Raw genomic sequence first — 17,420 nt, 5'->3', positions numbered from 1 at the left:
CGCACCTTCACCCGCGGGTCTTGACCGATCGTCTCACCCGAACGTCTTTCGCGGGTCGAAGGCGTCGCGCACCGCCTCGCCGATGAAGATCAAGAGCGACAGCATGATCGCCACGGTGAAGAAGCCGGTGAGCCCGAGCCACGGCGCCTGGACGTTGGCCTTGCCCTGGGCCAAGAGCTCGCCCAGCGACGGCGAGCCCGGCGGCAGGCCGAAGCCGAGAAAGTCGAGCGCGGTCAGCGTCATCACCGAGCTCGACAGGATGAAGGGCAAAAAGGTCAGCGTCGCCACCATGGCGTTGGGCAGAAGGTGGCGGAACATGATCGAGCGGTTCGACACGCCGAGCGCGCGCGCCGCCTGCACGTACTCGAAATTGCGCCCGCGCAGGAACTCCGCCCGCACGAGGCCAACCAGCGACACCCAGGAGAACAGCAGCAGAATCCCCAGCAGCACGAAGAAGCCCGGCACCAGCACCGAGGAGATGATCAAGAGCAGGTAGAGCGAGGGGATCGCCGTCCAGATCTCGATGACCCGCTGGAACAGGAGGTCGGTCCAGCCGCCGAAATAGCCCTGCACGGCACCGGCGGCGACGCCGATGGCCGAGGAGATGATGGTCAGCGTCAGGCCGAACAGCACCGACAGCCGGAAGCCATAGATCAGCCGCGCCACCACGTCGCGGCCCTGATCATCGGTGCCGAGCCAGTTCACCTCCAGGTCGGCGCAGCCGGAAACGCCCTTCTTCTCCGCCACCGCCTTGCACTGCGCCTCGGTGAGCATCCAGGTCGGCGGCGAGGGCGCCGGTGTCGGCAGATCGAGATTGTGGGTGTCGTAGTGGTAGCGGATCGGCGGCCAGATCATCCAGCCGCCCGTCTTGGCGATCTGCTTGACGAGATAGGGATCGCGATAGTCGGCCTTGGTCTCGAAATCGCCGCCGAACGTGGTCTCCGGGTAGTCGGCCAGCACCGGCACGTAATAGTGCCCCTCATACTTCACCAGGAACGGCCGGTCGTTGGCGACGAACTCGGCGAACAGCGAGACGACGAACAGCACCGAGAACACCCAGAATGCCCAGTAGCCGCGCCGGTTGGCGCGGAAATTGGCGAGCCGCCGCCGGTTGAGCGGCGACAGCGAGAACCGGCCGCGGCGCGGCAGCGGCGCGTTCGCCGCCGGCTGAAGCTCAAGCGTCGTGTCAGGGGTTGCGTCCATCACACCTCGCGCGCCTCGAAGTCGATGCGTGGATCGACCCAGGTGTAGGTGAGGTCGGAGATCAGGTTCACCAGAAGCCCGACCAGCGAATAGATGTAGAGCGTGGCGAACACCACGGCATAGTCGCGGTTCAGCACGCTCTCGAAGCCGAGAAGACCCAGCCCGTCGAGCGAGAAGATGGTCTCGATCAACAGCGAGCCGGTGAAGAAGGCGCTGACGAAGGCGCCGGGGAAGCCGGCGATGACGATCAGCATGGCGTTGCGGAAGATGTGGCCGTAGAGCACCCGCGTCTCGCCGCAGCCCTTCATGCGCGCCGTCAGCACGTACTGCTTCCTGATCTCGTCGAGGAACGAGTTCTTGGTGAGCAGCGTCATGGTGGCGAACGACGACAGCACCATCGACACCAGCGGCAGCGTGAGATGCCAGAAATAGTCGGCGACCTTGGCGCCGAGCGACAGATCGTGCCAGTTGTCGGACACCAGCCCGCGCAGCGGAAACCACGAGAAGAACGAGCCGCCGGCGAACAGGATGATGAGCAGGATGGCGAACAGGAAGCCCGGCACGGCATAGCCGACGACGACCACCGCCGAGCTCCAGACGTCGAAGTTCGAGCCGTCGCGGATCGCCTTCCTGATGCCGAGCGGAATCGAGATCAGATAGGTCAGCAGCGTCATCCAGATGCCGAGCGAGATCGACACCGGCAGCTTCTCCTTGATCAGGTCGACCACCCTGATGTCGCGGAAATAGCTCTTGCCGAAATCGAACCGGATGTAGTTCGACAGCATGATCAGGAAGCGCTCGTGCGCCGGCTTGTCGAAGCCGAACTGCGCTTCGAGCTGCTTGATGAATTCGGGGTCGAGGCCCTGGGCGCCGCGATATTTCGACATGGTGACGTCGGCGCCGCCGGCGCCTTCGCGCCGCAGGCCCGCGCCGAAATCGCCCGACCCCTGGCCGGTGAAGCGCGCGGTGGCGGACACGTCGGTGCCCGACACCTGGGCGATGATGCGCTCGATCGGCCCGCCGGGCGCGAACTGCACCACCAGGAACGACACCAGCATGATGCCGAGCAGCGTGGGAACCATCAGCAGCAGGCGGCGGATGATGTAGGCCGTCATGTCATCTCTTTCCTGCGGGCGCCCTTCCCCCTCCCCTTACGGGAGAGGATGTCGGACGGTCGAAGATCGCAAGGCGGGCGATACGAAGTCCGGCCGGTCAGGCTAAAGAACCGTATCACATCGTTCATGCTTCGCGACGGAAGGTCCAGGGCGCCCGGTTCGCCCCGTCAGTGGAAGAGCCGCCCTCAACGCCCGATCTTTGCGGATTTAGCGGCGTCACGCCACCAGGTTTCCGGCGCGCCCCGGCCATAATGCGGCTTGGTCGCTGGCCGGCCGAACACGTCCCAATAGGCCAGCCAGTGGCTCGCCTTGTACCAGTGCGGCACCCAGTAGCGGCCGGCGCGCAGCACGCGGTCGAGCGCCCGGCAGGCGGCGACGAGGTCGGCGCGGGTCGGCGCGGCCAGCGCCGCCTCGATCAGCCGGTCCACCGCAGGATCGGCGATGCCGGCGAGGTTGTCGGACCCCTTCAGCCCCGCCGCCGACGACGAGAACAGCGAGCGCAGCACCTCGCTCGGTGTCGGACCGAGATTGAAGCGCTGGACGATGACGTCGAAGTCGAAGTCGGCGCGGCGCGCCTGATACTGCACCGGATCGACGAGGCGCATGGTTCCCTCGACGCCGATCAGCTTGAGGTTCTTGATGAGGGCGGCGTGGTGCGGCTCGAAGCTGCGCTCGAACATCAGGAACTCGATGGCGAGCGGCTCGCCGCGGGCATTGACGCGCTTGCCGCCCTGGACGCGCCAGCCCGCCTCGTCGAGGAGCTGCACCGCCCGCCGCAGAAGCGAACGGTCCTGGCCCGAGCCGTCGCTCACCGGCGGCATCGCCGCGGCGCCGAACACGTCCGGATCCAGCCTGTCGCGCAGAGGCTCCAACAGCGCCAGCTCGTCCGCGTCGGGGGCGCCGTGCGCTTCGAGATTGGAGTTCTGGAAGAACGAATAGGCGCGGAAGTAGGAGCCGAACATCACGTTCTGGTTGACCCACTCGAAATCAAACGCGAACTGCAGCGCCTCGCGCACCCGCCGGTCCTTGAAGACCTCGCGCCTTGTGTTGAGGAACCAGCCCTGGGTGCCGGACGGCGTGTTGTCGGGCGTCTCGTCGCGCACCACCCGGCGGTCCTTGAGCGCCGGAAAGTCGTAGCCGCGCGCCCATACCCGCGAGGTGAACTCCTCGCGGAACAGATACTCGCCGGCCTTGAACGCCTCGAAGCCGACGTCGCGGTCGCGGAAGTATTCGTAGCGCACCACGTCGAAATTGTTGCTGCCGCGCATCGCCGGCAGGTCGGCACCCCACCAGTCCGCGACGCGCACATACTCGATAAAGCGGCCGGGCTCCATGCGCCCGACGCGGTAGGGGCCGGAGCCGAGCGGCGGCTCCAGCGTCGCGGCGTCGAACGCCTTGCCGGCATAATAGGCCTTGGACAGGATCGGCAGGCCGGCGACGAACAGCGGCGCGTCGCGCGCCCGGTCGGGCGCAAACCGCACCGCCACCACGTCGCCATCCGCGCGCGTGCTCTCCAGACGGCTCAGCGCCTGGGTGATGCGCGGGTGGCCCTCCCGCTTGAGGGTGTCGAGCGAGAACACCACGTCCTCGGGCGTGATCGGCGTGCCGTCGTGGAAGGTGATGCCCGGGCGCAGGCGGAAGCGCACCTCGAGTCCTTCGGGATCGATCGCCACCGCCTGCGCGGCGAGGCCGTACATCGCATCCGGCTCGTCCAGCGCCCGCGCCATCAGCGACGCAAACGTCAGCTCCAGCCCCTGCGCGCCGTCGCCGCGCAGCACGAACATGTTCATCGTGTTGAAGGTGTTGGGGTTCTGGTTGTAGGCGAAGGTCGGGCCGATCTGCGAGAACGAGCCGCCCTTGGGCGCCTTGGGGTCGACATAGTCGAAATGCGAAAACCCGGCCGGGTACTTCAGGTCGCCGAAGGCGGACATGCCGTGGACTTCGGGCACCGGCGCGGCCGCGGGGGATGCGGCCGCATCCGCGCGGGCCGCGAACGGACCTTCGGCGAACGGACCTGCTGCAAAAGGACTTGCTGCAAAAGGACTTGCCGCGGCCCCGGCAAAGACGGCGAGCGTGCCGCGACGGGTCAGGCGAAGCACGGTCATGGACGAGCCTTCGGGCTGGAGGAGGGTGGCGGCGCTCAGGGCCGCGCGGGCTGGCGGGTCCTGTCCGCCCTCTCGGCATCCCACCACCAGATGGTCGGGAACGCCGCGGCGCCATAGGCCGGCATGCGCTCCGGGCGGCCGAAGCGGTCCCAGCGCGCGGTGCGCTGCTTGCCGTAGGTCCATTGCGGCACGACGTAGTGGTTCCACAGCAGCACGCGGTCGAGCGCACGGGTGGCCGCCACCAGCTCCTCGCGGGTCTTTGCGAAGATCACCCGCTCGATCAGCGCGTCGACCGCCGGGTTCCGGATGCCGCCGACATTGCCGGTGCCGGGAACGTCGGCCGCCTCCGAGCCCCAGAAATAGCGCTGCTCGTTGCCGGGCGACAGCGACTGGCCCCAGGAGTTTACGACGAAGTCGAAATCGAACTGGCGCAGCCGGTTCTGGTACTGGGTCTCGTCGACGGTGCGCACCGACACGACGATGCCGAGCCGCTCCAGCGCCGGCTTGTAGCGCAGCACCACCCGCTCGAACGTCGGCTGCGCGATCAGGAACTCGACCATGAACGGCTCGCCGGTCTTCACATTGACCAGCCGGCGGTCCTTCACCTCCCAGCCGGCCTCGTTGAGAAGCTTCAGCGCCTCGCGCAGGTTGGCGCGGGTCGCCTCGGGGCTGCCGCCCGTGGGCGTCGGATAGGGCTCGGTGAACAGCGCGGGCGGCACCTTGTCGCGCACGCTCTCCAGCATCTCCAGCTCCTGGCCCGCGGGCACGCCGGAGGCGGCAAGCTCGGTGCCGTCGAAATAGCTGCCGATGCGCCGGTACTGGCCGTAGAACAGCGCCTGGTTCAGGTCCTCGAAGTCGAAGGCGAGGTCGAAGGCGCGGCGCACCCGCCAGTCGGAGAACTTGTCGCGGCGCAGGTTGAACGCGAACGCCTGCATGATGCCGATATTGCGGATCGGGAACTCCTCCAGCACCACCCGCTTCTCGGTCACCGCCGGGAAGTCGTAGGCCGTGGCCCAGTCCTTGGCGAGCGACTCGGTGCGCCAGTCGAGCTGGTCGGCCTTGAACGCCTCCAGCGCCACCGTGGTGTCGCGGAAATACTCGAAGCGGATCCCGTCGAAATTGTTGATGCCGACATTGACCGGCAGCTTGTCGCCCCAATAGTCCGCCACCCGCTCATAGACGATGGTGCGGCCGGGCTCGGCCGACTTGATGCGGTAGGCGCCGCCGCCCAGCGGAACCTCCAGCGTGGTGGCGGTGACGTCGCGCGGCTTGCCGGACGGATCGGTGCCCTCCCACCAGTGCCTGGGCAGCACCTGGAACTCGCCGACGATCTGCGGCAATTCCCGGTTGCCGGGCTCGTCGAAGGTGAAGGTCACCTCGTGCGGGCCGGTCTTCTCCACGGTTTTGACGTGCCGGTAATAGCGCTGATGGGTCGGCGAGTTCTTGCGCCAGACCTCGAACGACCAGATCACGTCCTCGACCGTGACCGGCTTGCCGTCGTGCCAGCGCGCCTGCGGCCGCAGCCGGTAGCTGACCGAGGAGAAGTCGGGCGGGAACGACACCGCCTCGGCCAGGAGGCCGTAGGCCGTGCCGACCTCGTCGGAGGACGGGGTCATCAGCGTATCAAAGATCAGGTCGAGGCCCATGGCGATGTTGCCGCGGACATTGGCGACCACCGGATTGAGATTGTCGAACGTGCCCATGGCGGCGAGCCGCACCATGCCGCCCTTGGGCGCCGCCGGATTGACGTAGCCGAAATGGGCGAAGTCCGGCTTCTCCTTGGGCTCGCCGAGCAGCGACAGGCCATGCCGCCAGACCTTGTCCGAGGCGGCGGTCTTGGCATCGCCCTTGGCCGCATCCTGGGCATCGGCGGGAGTCGCGGCGAGGGCGGCGGCAAGGAAGGCCGCCGCGACGGCGGCAACGGGCAAGCGAACAGCACGGAATTCGAGCCAGGCCACGCGAAATGCTCCAAATGTGAGGGGCCGGCGGAAACCGGCGGTCGCGTCTGATGCGAAAGCCGGCTGATCAAGCCGGAGTTCCAGAGTCCGGTTGCCGAAGATCCCGTTTCCGAACAAAGGGTTTCGGCGAGATTGTTTGCAAAATCCCAAAAGGTTCTCCCGGAAACCGTGTGATGCGACGATTATGGCGCGTTTTTATGTCTTCGCCACACGGTGAGCGCCAGCAGCCCGATCGCGCGCCCGGCTTGCCCCTGACAGAGCCAACCACATTGCGCAGGCCGGGCCAGCCCTTATAAGCGGCGCCAACCGGCCCACCAGGGCCGCGACAGGGGGCCAGCAAATCCTTTGTCGTCTCAATCTGCCCTGCCTGTGAAGTCCTTGATCTCCACCGAGACCGCCATGCCTGCCCTGTCCGCCGACCGCGTCGTCCTGATGATCCCGGCCCGCTTCGCCTCGACCCGCCTGCCCGGCAAGCCGCTGGCCGACATCGGCGGCCGGCCGATGATCGCCCATGTGGTCGAGCGCGCCCGCGCGGCCGACCTCGGCGAGGTGGTGGTGGCGACCGATGCCGCGGCGATCGCGCAAGCCGCGGAAGCCGCCGGCGCCCGGGCGGTGATGACCCGGGCGGACCACGCCTCGGGCTCCGACCGCATCTTCGAGGCGCTCTCCACCATCGACCCGCAGGGCGCCATCGATCTCGTGGTCAACGTCCAGGGCGACCTGCCGACCATCTCGGCCGATGCCATCCGCGCCGCGCTGGCGCCGCTCGCCGACCCCGCCGTCGACATCGCCACGCTGGCGGCCGAGATCGTGCGCGAGGAGGAGAGGGACGACCCCAACGTGGTCAAGGTGGTGGGCTCGCAGGTCGCGCCCGGCCGGCTGCGTGCGCTCTATTTCACCCGCGCCACCGCGCCCACCGGGCCGGGGCCGCTCTATCACCATATCGGGCTCTATGCCTACCGGCGGGCGGCGCTCGCCCGCTTCGTTGCGCTTCCGCCCTCGCCGCTGGAGCGGCGCGAGCGGCTGGAGCAGCTCCGCGCCCTGGAGGCCGGGATGCGCATCGACGTCGCCCTCGTCGACACCGTGCCGCTTGGCGTCGACATGCCTGCCGACCTCGCCCGCGCCCAGTCTCTCCTTCAGGGTGCGCCATCCAACCGACGAGACGCGTGATGTCCCAGAAAACGATCGTGTTCCAGGGCGAACCTGGAGCCAACTCGCATATCGCCTGCCAGGAGGCCTTCCCCGAGTTCAAGGCGCTGCCGGCGCCGACCTTCGAGGACGCGCTGGCCGCGGTGAAGGACGGCTCGGCGGCGCTGGGCATGATCCCGATCGAGAACTCGGTGGCCGGCCGCGTCGCCGACATCCACCATCTGATGCCGACCTCCGGCCTGCACATCATCGCCGAGCATTTCCTGCCGGTGCGCCACCAGCTGATGGCGATCCCGGGCGCCACGCTCGCCACCATCAAAACGGTCGAGAGCCACGTGCAGGCGCTCGGCCAGTGCCGGCGCACCATCCGCAAGCTCGGCCTCAAGGCGGTCATCGCCGCCGACACCGCCGGCTCGGCGCGCCACGTCGCCGAGGCGCACGATCCCACCCGCGCCGCCATCGCCTCGCGCCTCGCCGCCAAGATCTACGCCCTCGCCATCCTGGCCGAGGACATCGAGGACGAGTCGCACAACACCACGCGCTTCGTGGTGCTGGCGCGCGAGCCGAACTGGGCAGCCGCCGGCAATGGGCCGACCATGACCACCTTCATGTTCCGGGTGCGCAACGTGCCCGCCGCGCTCTACAAGGCGCTGGGCGGCTTCGCCACCAACTCGGTCAACATGACCAAACTGGAAAGCTACATGATCGAGGGCAGCTTCTCGGCGACCCAGTTCTACGCCGACATCGAGGGCCACCCCGACGACCGGCCTGTGAAGCTGGCGCTGGAGGAGCTGGAGTTCTTCTGCGAGGAGCTGAAGATCCTCGGCGTCTACCCGGCCGACCCGTTCCGCAAGACGCTGAACGGCAAGGCGGAGTAGAGCGGCGCCGTCGGGCGGGACGCCGCGATGGGGTGGACTGGCGAGTGTCTATTCCACCCTGATTGGTACCGCCCGGCGCACTTTGGCGCGATACGCTTCGCGATTGCGCTACGCCGCCTGCAGCGTGAACGCGACGCGAACCGCATCGAAGGGAAACGCCACCCGGCCGTCGTCGGTGCGATCAAGCAGCCCGGCGTCGAGCAGGGCGTGGATGTCGCCGTGCACCGCCTTGACGTCACGGCCGGCCCGGCGGGCGGCGGCGCGGATGGTCAGGGGGCCGGCGCCGGCCATGGCCTTGAGCAGCTCCCACCGCTTGGCGGTCAGCACCTTCCACAGGAGTTCCGGCGAGGCGAAGCTGATCCGCGCACCTTGATCCGCGCCGGCAAGCGCCGCGAGCGCACGCCGGCTGACCTCGGCGGGGGAGGCCACATCAAGCGTCACCGTCGTCATGCTCGATCCTCCAGTCTGCCGCCCGCAGCGCCTCGACCTCGGCCGCCTCACCCGCCCAGCGACGGCATCCGGCACACCGAGGTCACCACCAGCCCGCTCTTGACGATGCGGGCCAAGGCCTGCGCCAGGGGCTCGATCGCCACCATCATGTGGAAGGCGTTGGCGTGGACCAGCGTCTGCGGATCGCTGACGATGGCGACATGCCCGGGCCAGAACACCAGATCGCCGCGCTGGACATTGGTGAAATCGACACCCGGATCGACCGGCCGGCCGAGCGCCGCCTCCTGCAGGTCGCTGTCGCGCGGCGCCCGGATGCCGGCGGCGTCCAGCGCCACCTGCACCAGGCCCGAGCAGTCGAAGCCGAGCGGCGTCTTGCCGCCCCACAGATAGGGCACGCCGAGCAGCCGCTCGGCGACGGTGACGAAGTCGCGCTCCAGCGGCCCGGCGATCGGGCGGACGTGGTGGGCGGGGATGAAGCCGCCGGCGGTGGTGACGGCAAATCGGCCCTCGGTGCCGGCGATGGCGATGCGCGCGCCGAGCGGCGGTGCCGTCAGCGGCGGCAGCTTGATGTCCGGCCCGGGGAAGATGAACGTGCGCGGCACCCGCACGCAGTGGGTCGGCTCCGGACCCGGCGGCGCCAGCATGGCGCTCGGCAGCCAGCCGACATAGCCGTCGGCTTCGAGCTGGCCCCAGGCCCAGCCCTCGGGCGTCGCCTCGTAGATGGTGGCCCGCTCGCCGAACAGCGCCTCGGTGACCATCGGCTGGTCGGGGACCGGTTCGCGCCGCATCGGTGCGGCGGGCACCGCCACCTCGCAGATCGTGCCGGCGACATAGCGCGCCGCGGGCACCTTGCCTTCGAGATGGAGGGCGGCGAGATCCGGGCGGGCCGGCGTAATACGCGGATCGTAACCGGTCATACGGGAAGCTCCCTGGCGCGCGCCGCCACGAGGTCGCCGAGCCGCTCGACAAAGAGCGAGCCCCGGACGGTGCGCTGGATGATGACATTGCGGCGGTCGGTTTCGTCGCGGCGGCGGGTGACCAGGCCGAGCTTGCCCATCGTGTCGAGGGCGCGGGTGATGACCGGCTTGGTGACGCCGAGCTTGGCGGCAAGACCACGAACGGTGTGCGGGGGCACTTCCAGATACACCGTCAGCAGAATGGCGAGCTGCCGCTGAGTCAAATCGGGCTCGCTGTCGCGGACCTGGTCCAAGGCGAGGTCGTGCAACAGTTTGAGCGCCTGGGAGGTGCGGAGTTCGACGGCCATCGGCTGCGGGATCGTTACGCCCGCGTATTATTCTCTCCCGCCTGCCGTGCGCAAGGCGTATGTGATGAATCCACGGTAGCCTAAAGCGACTTTGCGACTCACAGCGATTCTTTTCCACGGCCTTCTGGGAAAAATCCGAGCAACTGTAGGGAATATTGGATGGCCTATGGCTTGAGGCGATCCGATCTTCGAGCGATGGAACAAGCGAAGATTCAGGGCGCAATACTTCTCCTTGAGAATGGACGCTACTCAAATGCGTATTATCTTGCGGGATACGCGGTCGAAATCGGCTTGAAGGCGTGCATCGCAACCCAAGTCATCGCCGAAACCATTCCTTCTCCGGAATTCCTTAAAAATGTACTCAACCACGATTTCCCAAAGCTGGTTGGGCTTGCCGGCCTTGCCACCGAACTCAAAGAGCAGAAGGACAAGGATTCCGAGTTTGCGGCAAATTGGGCAATTGTATCGGAATGGTCGGTCGAGACACGATATGAAACACGTGACCCGATGTCGGCACAGATCATGATTCAAGCAGTCTGTGATCCGAAGTCAGGAGTTCTCGAATGGACCAAGAAATTCTGGTAAGCGGCGGCCATGCTTTGGTCAAGGCCATGGACGATTCTGGACTGACGCCAAGACTTGCCATGTGGGTCCACAACACCGATACGGACACGTGGAAGCTTTGGCTCGCCCCCCCTCCAGGACTGACCGACAAGCACAATTTCTATCGTAAGCTGTCGGAAATCGTATCAAAGAACAGAAACCAACTATCCGGTCTCGAATCCAGCGATACGGAGATGATTTCGGACAGCCATCCTGCCGTAAAGGGCCTGAAGACCTTCATAAACGCACCAGGACTGTCGAATATTGCCTTCAAAGGCAATATGTTCAACGGCTTCTACCTACCGGACGGCATCATCATCAGATCCGATCTTTGAATCTCTCATTAAGCAGCGAATCGAGCGCCCGCACCGCGCTGGCCTCGCCGCCCTCCGGCCGGCCGGGCCTGGGCTTGGGCGTCCAGCCATAGATGTCGAGGTGCAGCCAGCTCCGCGTCCGCTCGACGAAGCGCGACAGGAACAGCGCCGCCACGATCGACCCGGCGAAGCCGCCCGCCGCCACGCTGGCGGTGTCGGCGATCTTGGAATCGAGCCCCGCCGCATAGGGCGGCCACAGCGGCAGCCGCCACAGCGGATCGGCGGTGGCGGCGGCATGCCGGGCGAGCGCCGCGGCAAGCTCCTCGTCCTCGGTGAAGACGGGCGCGATGTCCGGCCCGAGCGCGACGCGGGCGGCGCCGGTCAGCGTCGCGAAGTCGATCAACAGATCCGGCGCCTCGGTGTCGGCCAGCGCCAGGGCGTCGGCCAGCACCAGCCGGCCCTCGGCGTCGGTGTCGCTGACCTCCACGGTGAGCCCCTTGTGGCTGGGATAGACGTCGCCGGGGCGGAAGGCGGCACCGGAGACCGCGTTCTCCACCGCCGGCACCAGCACCCGCAGCCGCACCGGCAGGCGCCGCTCCATCACCAGCTTCGCCAGTGCCAGAGCCGCCGCGGCGCCGCCCATGTCCTTCTTCATCAGCAGCATGGCGGACGCCGGCTTGATGTCGAGCCCGCCCGAATCGAAGCACACGCCCTTGCCGACCAGCGTCAGTTTCGGTGCGCCCGGATCGCCCCACACGAGGTCGATCAGCCGCGGCGCCCGCACCGAGCCCTTGCCCACGGCGTGGATCAGCGGAAAGCCGTGGGCGAGCAGATCGTCGCCGACGATGGAGGAGACCGCGGCGCCGTGCGCCCCGCCCAGCATCCGAACCGCCTGTTCCAGCTCGGCCGGGCCGAGATCGTTTGCCGGCGTATTGACCAGGTCGCGGGCGAAGGTGACGGCATCCGCCAGCCGCGACACCTCCTCCCCGTCCACCCCCGCCGGCACCACCAGCCGGAACCTGGGCGGCTTGGCGGCGCGGTAGCGCTGGAACCGGTAGGCGCCGAGCAGGATGGCCAGCACCGCCAACGCCGGCTCCGGTGGCGGCGTGGCGAAGCGCCAGGAGCTTGCCGAGCTGCCGCCGGCCGGCAGCACCTCGGCGAGCCGGCCGGCGAGGAGCCGGTCGCGCTTCGGCCCAGCCTCGCCGAGGCCGAACAGCATGCCAGCGACACCGCCCTCCTCGGCCGGCAGCAGCAGATGGCGGCCGGCCTCGGGCGCGAATCCCGCGGCCTCCGCGAAGGCCGCCGCCCCGGCGCCGAGCGTCGCGCGCACCGAAGGCCAGTCCGCGGGCGTGGCCAGCCAGATCGGAAGCGCGGCGGAATCGTCTGCGATCAGAATGGGATGCATCGGGCCATTTCCAGCGGGGGAGCCCCGCCGATAGCACGCGCAAGACCGGCGGGGAAGCGCGCGCCGCGCCGAGTTTAACCGGGCGTTAGGGTTAAGCGTTTATTGCTTCGGTCCAAAGCGGGCCATCGAAGCCCCGCGTCGGAGTCGCTCATGTCCGGTTGCAGGCACATTTCGCTCGGCGCGCACCGCGCACGCTTTTCCGTGCTGGCGCTGGCCGCGGGCCTCGGGCTGATGCTCGGCGGCTGCGCCGCCACGGGCGACATCACCGGGTCGCTGGGAACCAGCACCAACGCCGCCCAGAGCCAGGGCGACTGGCGCCAGCGCGCCGACAGCCTGGCCGAGCGCTATCGCCGCGACCCGGCCAATCCCGATGTGGCCATCGAATATTCGAAGGCGCTGCGCGCCTCCGGCCAGCGCGCCCAGGCCGCCGCCGTGCTGCAGCAGTCGGCGCTGCGCAACCCGAAGAATCCGAAAGTGGCCGGCGCCTATGGCCGGGCGCTGGCCGACAATGGCCAGTTCGGCGAGGCGCTCGAGGCGCTGTCGCGGGCGCATTCGCCCGACCAGCCGGACTGGCGCATCCTCAATGTGCAGGGCGCCGTGCTCGACCAGATGGGTCGCAGCGCCGAAGCCAAGGGCCTCTACCAGCAGGCGCTGGCCATCAATCCCGAGGAGCCGAGCGTGCTGTCCAATCTCGGCCTGTCCTACATGCTGTCCAAGGACCTGGCGCAGGCCGAGAGCGTGCTGCGTCGCGCCTCCGCCCAGGCGCGCGCCGACGCCCGCGTGCGCCAGAACCTGGCGCTGGTGGTCGGCCTGCAGGGCCACTTCGAGGAGGCCGAGCGGATCGTCTCCAAGGATCTGCCGCCGGCCGAGGCCCACGCCAACGTCGCCTACTTGCGCGAAATGCTGTCGCAGCCGAACAATTGGAAGCAGATCGGCAGCACGGCCACTTCGGCGGCACCGAAGCCGAGCGCCACCGCCCGCCGCGCGCCGGCGCGGCAGGGGACCCGCAGCCTCACCGCCGAACTGCGCGGAACGGCCGACCTGTCGACGACCGCGTCAGCCCAACCGGCGCACTGAAGCCGGATCGTCCCGGCGGCGCACGCCCGTGGTTTCCTGATGACGGTCCCAGGTCGCGCACCTTCGGTGCTTGCCCGGGACGACAGGAAGCTTCTGTCGCCATCCCGGCCAGGCGGCGAAGCCGAGAGCGGGTATCGTCCTTTGGAAAAGGCGGCTGTTCCAGCCGGTCAGGCCGGAAACCGCATCACTTCATGTTGGCGATCTGGATGCCGGCCGGGCCGAGAATGACCACGAACAGCACCGGCAGGAAGAACAGGATCATCGGCACCGTCAGCTTGGGCGGCAGCGCGGCGGCCATCTTCTCGGCTTCCATCATCCGCATGTCGCGGTTTTCCTGCGCCATCACCCGCAGCGTCTGGCCGAGCGGCGTGCCGTAGCGCTCCGACTGGATCAGCGCCATGCACACCGCCTTGACGCCTTCGAGATCGACGCGCTTGGCGAGGTTCTCGTAGGCGGAGCGGCGATCCTGCAGATAGGACAGCTCCGCCGTCGTCAGGGTGAGTTCCTCGGCCAGCGGGATCGAGCCGGTGCCGACCTCCTCGGACACCTTGCGGAACGCCGCCTCGATCGACATGCCCGATTCGACGCAGATCAACAGCAGGTCGAGCGCATCCGGAAACGCGCGCTTGATCGACTCCTGGCGCTTCTGGATCTGGTTGCTGAGGAAGAGATCGGGCGCCTTGAGGCCCAAATAGGCCGCGCCAAGGCAGATCAGCACCTTCACCGCCATCGCAGCCTGCAGCGGCACGATCACGAACACATAGAGCGCCGCGAGCACGAACAGCACGACCGGCGCCACGAGGCGAAAGAACAGATAGACGGTGTAGGGGGCGTGGCCGCGATAGCCGGCCTTGCGCAGCATTTCGCGGATGTGGTCCTCGCCCAGCCATTTGCGCAGGTTGAGGCGCTCGACCGTAACCCGCATGTATTCCTTCGGGCTCTGCCCGCGCAGGCCCACCCGCTCGCCGCCCGCAAGCCGTTCGCGCTCGCGCGAGCGGATGGCCGCGCGCTCGACAGCCACCGCCTTCATGCGCTTGTCGAGCTCGTCGGCGGGGAACAGGCTGCTGATCAGCGTCCACGCCGTCGCCGCCACCGCGATCGCGGTGAACAGCCCCACCAGGAAGGTCGTGTCGTGCAGCTTTGAAACGACGAGGTCGAGCATGCTGGCGCTCCTGGAACATCTTGCGCACGCGAAGATCGCGGACCTATGAAGGGCGAACCTATGAAGGGCAGACCTGCGAAGGCCAGACCTGCGAAGGCCAGACCTGCGAAGGAACCTCCGCAAACCCGCAAACCTGGATCATCCGCTCCAATTCGTCCGGATCGGATGCTCTCGAGCGTCCGCCGATCCGACTGAACCGAGCGGGCGCACCTAGTCTTTGAGCCGTCGCATTCTCGTTCGCAAAACCGGTATCCGCTTTTGCGGCGAATGCTCTAGAAATCGAAATTGATCATCCGCTTCATGACCAGCACGCCCATCCCCATCCACATGGCGCAGCCGGCGAGCATCATCCGGCCGACCGGCGTGATCCACAGAAGCTCGATGTATTTCGGGCTGGTGAGATAGACCAGGATGCCGACGATGATGGGCAGCGAGCCGATGATGGCGGCCGACGCCTTGGCCTCCATCGACATGGCGTTGATCTTGGCCTTCATCTTCTTCCGGTCGCGCAGCACCCGCGACAGGTTTCCCAGAACCTCCGAGAGGTTGCCGCCCGAGCGCTGCTGGATCGACACCACGATGGCGAAGAAGTTCGCCTCGGGCAACGGCACGCGCTCATAGAGCTTTCCCACCGCCTCGTGCAGCGGCACGCCCATCGCCTGGGTCTCGACGATGAGGCGGAACTCGCTCCTGACCGGCTCCTGCGCTTCCTTGGCGATGATGCCGATGCAGTCGGCGAGCGGCAGGCCGGCCTTGACGCCGCGCACGATGACGTCGACCGCCGACGGGAATTCGAGATTGAAGCGCTTCTCGCGGCTCTTCTTGAGGTGGCTCAGCAGCCAGCGCGGCACGCCGAAGCCGCCGGCGAAGCCGGCGCCGACCGCGACCACGATGTGCTGCTGCGACAGCAGCGCCAGCAGCATGAAGCCCAGCCCGATGGCGACGCTGAGCATGTAGAACTGCTTCTTCGACCAGCTCACGCCGGCCTGGCCCAGGCGCATCGCCAGCGGCGGGTTCTTGGCGTTCTTCTGGCGCTCTTCGAGCGCCTTCAGCGATTCCTCGACCTGCTGGCGGCGGTTCGCCGACGGATCGTCGCGGCGCGCCCGCCGCACGGTGGCGACCGACTGGGCCGACACCTGCGTCATGCGCTTCTCGGCCTGCCGTTCGCCCGACAGCAGCGGATAGAGGAACACCCACGCCGCGCCGCCAGCGGCGACGACGGCGAGCATGACAACGGCGAGGGTTTCGAATTCCATCGCTCAACCCCGCAGCGGCGCTTCGTCGACCTCGGCGGCGTCGATCGCCGCCGCAAGGCGCTTCTCCTCGCCGAAATAGCGTGCACGCTCCCAGAATTTGGGCCGGCCGATGCCGGTCGAGCGGTGGCGCCCGATGATCCGGCCGTTGGCGTCCTCGCCCAGGATTTCGTAGAGGAACAGATCCTGGGTGATGATGACGTCGCCCTCCATGCCGAGAACCTCGGTGATGTGGGTGATGCGGCGCGAGCCGTCGCGCAGGCGCGCCGCCTGCACGATCACGTCGATGGACGACACCATCATCTCGCGGATGGTCTTGGACGGCAGCGAGTAGCCGCCCATGGTGATCATCGATTCGATACGCGACAGGCACTCGCGCGGCGAGTTGGCGTGCAGCGTGCCCATCGAGCCGTCATGGCCGGTGTTCATCGCCTGCAGCAGGTCGAACGCCTCGGGTCCGCGCACCTCGCCGACGATGATGCGTTCGGGGCGCATACGCAGGCAGTTCTTGACCAGATCGCGCATCGTCACCTGACCCTCGCCTTCGAGGTTGGGCGGACGCGTCTCCAGGCGCACCACGTGCGGCTGCTGCAGCTGCAGCTCGGCGGCGTCCTCGCAGGTGATGACGCGCTCGTCGTGGTCGATATAGTTGGTGAGGCAGTTGAGCAGCGTGGTCTTGCCCGAACCGGTGCCGCCCGAGATGACGGTGTTGCAGCGGACGCGACCGATGATCTTGAGGATCTCGGCACCCTCGGGGCTGATCGAGCCGAAGCGGACGAGCTGGTCGAGGGTGAGCTTGTCCTTCTTGAATTTGCGGATGGTGAGCGCCGGCCCGTCGATCGCCAGCGGCGGCGCGATGACGTTGACGCGCGAGCCGTCCGGCAGGCGCGCGTCGCAGATCGGGCTGGAATCGTCGACGCGACGGCCGACCTGGCTGACGATCCGCTGGCAGATGTTCATCAGCTGCTGATTGTCGCGGAAGCGGATCGCGGTTCGCTGAATCTTACCCTGCGTCTCGATGTAGACGGTGCTTGCGCCGTTGACCATGATGTCGGCGATATCGTCGCGCGCCAGCAGCGGCTCCAGCGGGCCGTAGCCCAGCACATCGTTGCAGATGTCGGTGAGCAGATATTCCTGCTCGGCGATCGACATCACGATGTTCTTGATCGTGATGATCTCGGCGACGATGTCGCGGATCTCTTCGCGGGCGCTCTCGGGCTCCAGCTTGGCAAGCTGGGTCAGGTCGATCGCCTCGATCAGGGCGCCGAAGATCTGGCTCTTGACCTCGTAGAAGCGTTCGGAGCGGCGCTGGTCCGGCGGCGGTGCCGGGGGGGCGCGCACCGGCTCGATCGGCCGGCTTGCCTCGGGGCTGCGCTCGGACACCAGGGGCGGCGCCGGCACGGCCGGCATCGCCGGCTTCAGGGCAACCCCGGTGCCGCCGTCGTTCTGGTTCGCTCCGACGCCTCCGCGCTTGCCGAACATGG

16 protein-coding genes are annotated in these 17,420 nt (G+C 67.6%); 5 read left to right on the top strand and 11 right to left on the bottom strand.

Annotated elements, in window-relative coordinates; all coding sequences use genetic code 11:
- Positions 1–33: 33 nt before the first annotated feature.
- The 4 genes from F1193_RS01960 to F1193_RS01945 form a co-directional block, all read right to left on the bottom strand.
- A complete protein-coding gene (locus F1193_RS01960; RefSeq protein WP_150095983.1) occupies positions 34–1,203 on the bottom strand; it encodes an ABC transporter permease in 1,170 nt (389 codons plus the stop codon).
- A complete protein-coding gene (locus tag F1193_RS01955) occupies positions 1,203–2,318 on the bottom strand; it encodes a microcin C ABC transporter permease YejB (protein ID WP_150095982.1) in 1,116 nt (371 codons plus the stop codon). Before F1193_RS01955 ends, F1193_RS01960 begins: the two co-directional genes overlap by 1 nt.
- A gap of 185 nt (positions 2,319–2,503) precedes the next feature.
- Entirely contained in the window at positions 2,504–4,423 is a 1,920-nt protein-coding gene (locus F1193_RS01950) for an extracellular solute-binding protein (protein ID WP_150095981.1), read from the bottom strand.
- Positions 4,424–4,458: 35 nt separating this feature from the next.
- Positions 4,459–6,381, bottom strand: a complete 1,923-nt coding sequence (locus F1193_RS01945) for an extracellular solute-binding protein (RefSeq protein WP_425457192.1) — start codon at positions 6,379–6,381, stop codon at positions 4,459–4,461.
- A gap of 399 nt (positions 6,382–6,780) precedes the next feature.
- Between F1193_RS01945 and F1193_RS01940 the strand changes: the two genes are divergently transcribed.
- Both F1193_RS01940 and F1193_RS01935 read left to right on the top strand, forming a co-directional pair.
- Entirely contained in the window at positions 6,781–7,551 is a 771-nt protein-coding gene (locus F1193_RS01940) for a 3-deoxy-manno-octulosonate cytidylyltransferase (RefSeq protein ID WP_150095980.1), read from the top strand.
- Positions 7,551–8,408, top strand: a complete 858-nt coding sequence (locus F1193_RS01935; RefSeq protein WP_150095979.1) for a prephenate dehydratase — start codon at positions 7,551–7,553, stop codon at positions 8,406–8,408. Before F1193_RS01940 ends, F1193_RS01935 begins: the two co-directional genes overlap by 1 nt.
- Positions 8,409–8,516: 108 nt before the next feature.
- Here F1193_RS01935 and F1193_RS01930 read toward each other — a convergent pair whose 3' ends face one another.
- From F1193_RS01930 to F1193_RS01920, 3 genes are read right to left on the bottom strand one after another with little or no spacing between them, the layout of a single operon-like run.
- On the bottom strand, positions 8,517–8,858 hold the full coding sequence (locus F1193_RS01930) for an HVO_A0114 family putative DNA-binding protein (RefSeq protein WP_150095978.1): 342 nt from the start codon (positions 8,856–8,858) through the stop codon (positions 8,517–8,519).
- Positions 8,859–8,905: 47 nt separating this feature from the next.
- Positions 8,906–9,775, bottom strand: coding sequence for a C40 family peptidase (locus tag F1193_RS01925; RefSeq protein ID WP_150095977.1), 870 nt, complete (start codon positions 9,773–9,775; stop codon positions 8,906–8,908).
- Positions 9,772–10,122 (bottom strand): MarR family winged helix-turn-helix transcriptional regulator, encoded by a 351-nt coding sequence (locus F1193_RS01920; protein WP_150095976.1) that lies wholly within the window; start codon positions 10,120–10,122, stop codon positions 9,772–9,774. Before F1193_RS01920 ends, F1193_RS01925 begins: the two co-directional genes overlap by 4 nt.
- Before the next feature lie 159 nt (positions 10,123–10,281).
- Here F1193_RS01920 and F1193_RS01915 point away from each other — a divergent pair, with 159 nt between their 5' ends.
- Positions 10,282–10,707: a HEPN domain-containing protein gene (locus F1193_RS01915; protein ID WP_150095975.1), complete on the top strand. Its 426-nt coding sequence runs from the start codon at positions 10,282–10,284 to the stop codon at positions 10,705–10,707.
- The gene (locus F1193_RS01910) at positions 10,686–11,060 is read left to right on the top strand and encodes a hypothetical protein (protein ID WP_150095974.1); all 375 of its coding nucleotides are present in this window, start codon (positions 10,686–10,688) and stop codon (positions 11,058–11,060) included. Before F1193_RS01915 ends, F1193_RS01910 begins: the two co-directional genes overlap by 22 nt.
- On the opposite strand, the gene F1193_RS01905 is transcribed toward F1193_RS01910, so the two are convergent.
- The gene (locus tag F1193_RS01905) at positions 11,044–12,444 is read right to left on the bottom strand and encodes a leucyl aminopeptidase family protein (RefSeq protein WP_150095973.1); all 1,401 of its coding nucleotides are present in this window, start codon (positions 12,442–12,444) and stop codon (positions 11,044–11,046) included. The genes F1193_RS01910 and F1193_RS01905 overlap by 17 nt on opposite strands.
- A 150-nt stretch (positions 12,445–12,594) precedes the next feature.
- Here F1193_RS01905 and F1193_RS01900 point away from each other — a divergent pair, with 150 nt between their 5' ends.
- Positions 12,595–13,521: a tetratricopeptide repeat protein gene (locus tag F1193_RS01900; RefSeq protein ID WP_246164064.1), complete on the top strand. Its 927-nt coding sequence runs from the start codon at positions 12,595–12,597 to the stop codon at positions 13,519–13,521.
- Positions 13,522–13,705: 184 nt separating this feature from the next.
- Here F1193_RS01900 and F1193_RS01895 read toward each other — a convergent pair whose 3' ends face one another.
- From F1193_RS01895 to F1193_RS01885, 3 genes are all read right to left on the bottom strand, one after another.
- Complete coding sequence (locus tag F1193_RS01895; RefSeq protein WP_150095972.1) at positions 13,706–14,683, bottom strand: type II secretion system F family protein; 978 nt, start codon at positions 14,681–14,683, stop codon at positions 13,706–13,708.
- A 272-nt stretch (positions 14,684–14,955) separates the two neighbouring features.
- Positions 14,956–15,939 (bottom strand): type II secretion system F family protein, encoded by a 984-nt coding sequence (locus F1193_RS01890; protein WP_150095971.1) that lies wholly within the window; start codon positions 15,937–15,939, stop codon positions 14,956–14,958.
- A 3-nt stretch (positions 15,940–15,942) separates the two neighbouring features.
- Positions 15,943–17,418 carry a TadA family conjugal transfer-associated ATPase gene (locus F1193_RS01885; RefSeq protein WP_150095970.1) on the bottom strand — a complete coding sequence of 492 codons (1,476 nt, stop codon included), beginning with the start codon at positions 17,416–17,418 and terminating at the stop codon, positions 15,943–15,945.
- Positions 17,419–17,420: the final 2 nt, after the last annotated feature.

Source organism: Blastochloris sulfoviridis, from assembly GCF_008630065.1.
Lineage (GTDB): Bacteria > Pseudomonadota > Alphaproteobacteria > Rhizobiales > Xanthobacteraceae > Blastochloris > Blastochloris sulfoviridis.
This window is presented reverse-complemented; position numbering and strand designations above follow the sequence as displayed.

Bases quoted from the DNA above. Each gene is read 5' to 3' on its own strand.
- F1193_RS01895 (WP_150095972.1), bottom strand. From the start codon at position 14,683: ATGCTCGACCTCGTCGTTTCAAAGCTGCACGACACGACCTTCCTGGTG.
- F1193_RS01920 (WP_150095976.1), bottom strand. From the start codon at position 10,122: ATGGCCGTCGAACTCCGCACCTCCCAGGCGCTCAAACTGTTGCACGAC.
- F1193_RS01915 (WP_150095975.1), top strand. From the start codon at position 10,282: ATGGCCTATGGCTTGAGGCGATCCGATCTTCGAGCGATGGAACAAGCG.
- F1193_RS01900 (WP_246164064.1), top strand. From the start codon at position 12,595: ATGTCCGGTTGCAGGCACATTTCGCTCGGCGCGCACCGCGCACGCTTT.
- F1193_RS01910 (WP_150095974.1), top strand. From the start codon at position 10,686: ATGGACCAAGAAATTCTGGTAAGCGGCGGCCATGCTTTGGTCAAGGCC.
- F1193_RS01925 (WP_150095977.1), bottom strand. From the start codon at position 9,775: ATGACCGGTTACGATCCGCGTATTACGCCGGCCCGCCCGGATCTCGCC.
- F1193_RS01905 (WP_150095973.1), bottom strand. From the start codon at position 12,444: ATGCATCCCATTCTGATCGCAGACGATTCCGCCGCGCTTCCGATCTGG.
- F1193_RS01885 (WP_150095970.1), bottom strand. From the start codon at position 17,418: ATGTTCGGCAAGCGCGGAGGCGTCGGAGCGAACCAGAACGACGGCGGC.
- F1193_RS01955 (WP_150095982.1), bottom strand. From the start codon at position 2,318: ATGACGGCCTACATCATCCGCCGCCTGCTGCTGATGGTTCCCACGCTG.
- F1193_RS01890 (WP_150095971.1), bottom strand. From the start codon at position 15,939: ATGGAATTCGAAACCCTCGCCGTTGTCATGCTCGCCGTCGTCGCCGCT.
- F1193_RS01935 (WP_150095979.1), top strand. From the start codon at position 7,551: ATGTCCCAGAAAACGATCGTGTTCCAGGGCGAACCTGGAGCCAACTCG.
- F1193_RS01940 (WP_150095980.1), top strand. From the start codon at position 6,781: ATGCCTGCCCTGTCCGCCGACCGCGTCGTCCTGATGATCCCGGCCCGC.
- F1193_RS01930 (WP_150095978.1), bottom strand. From the start codon at position 8,858: ATGACGACGGTGACGCTTGATGTGGCCTCCCCCGCCGAGGTCAGCCGG.
- F1193_RS01950 (WP_150095981.1), bottom strand. From the start codon at position 4,423: ATGACCGTGCTTCGCCTGACCCGTCGCGGCACGCTCGCCGTCTTTGCC.
- F1193_RS01960 (WP_150095983.1), bottom strand. From the start codon at position 1,203: ATGGACGCAACCCCTGACACGACGCTTGAGCTTCAGCCGGCGGCGAAC.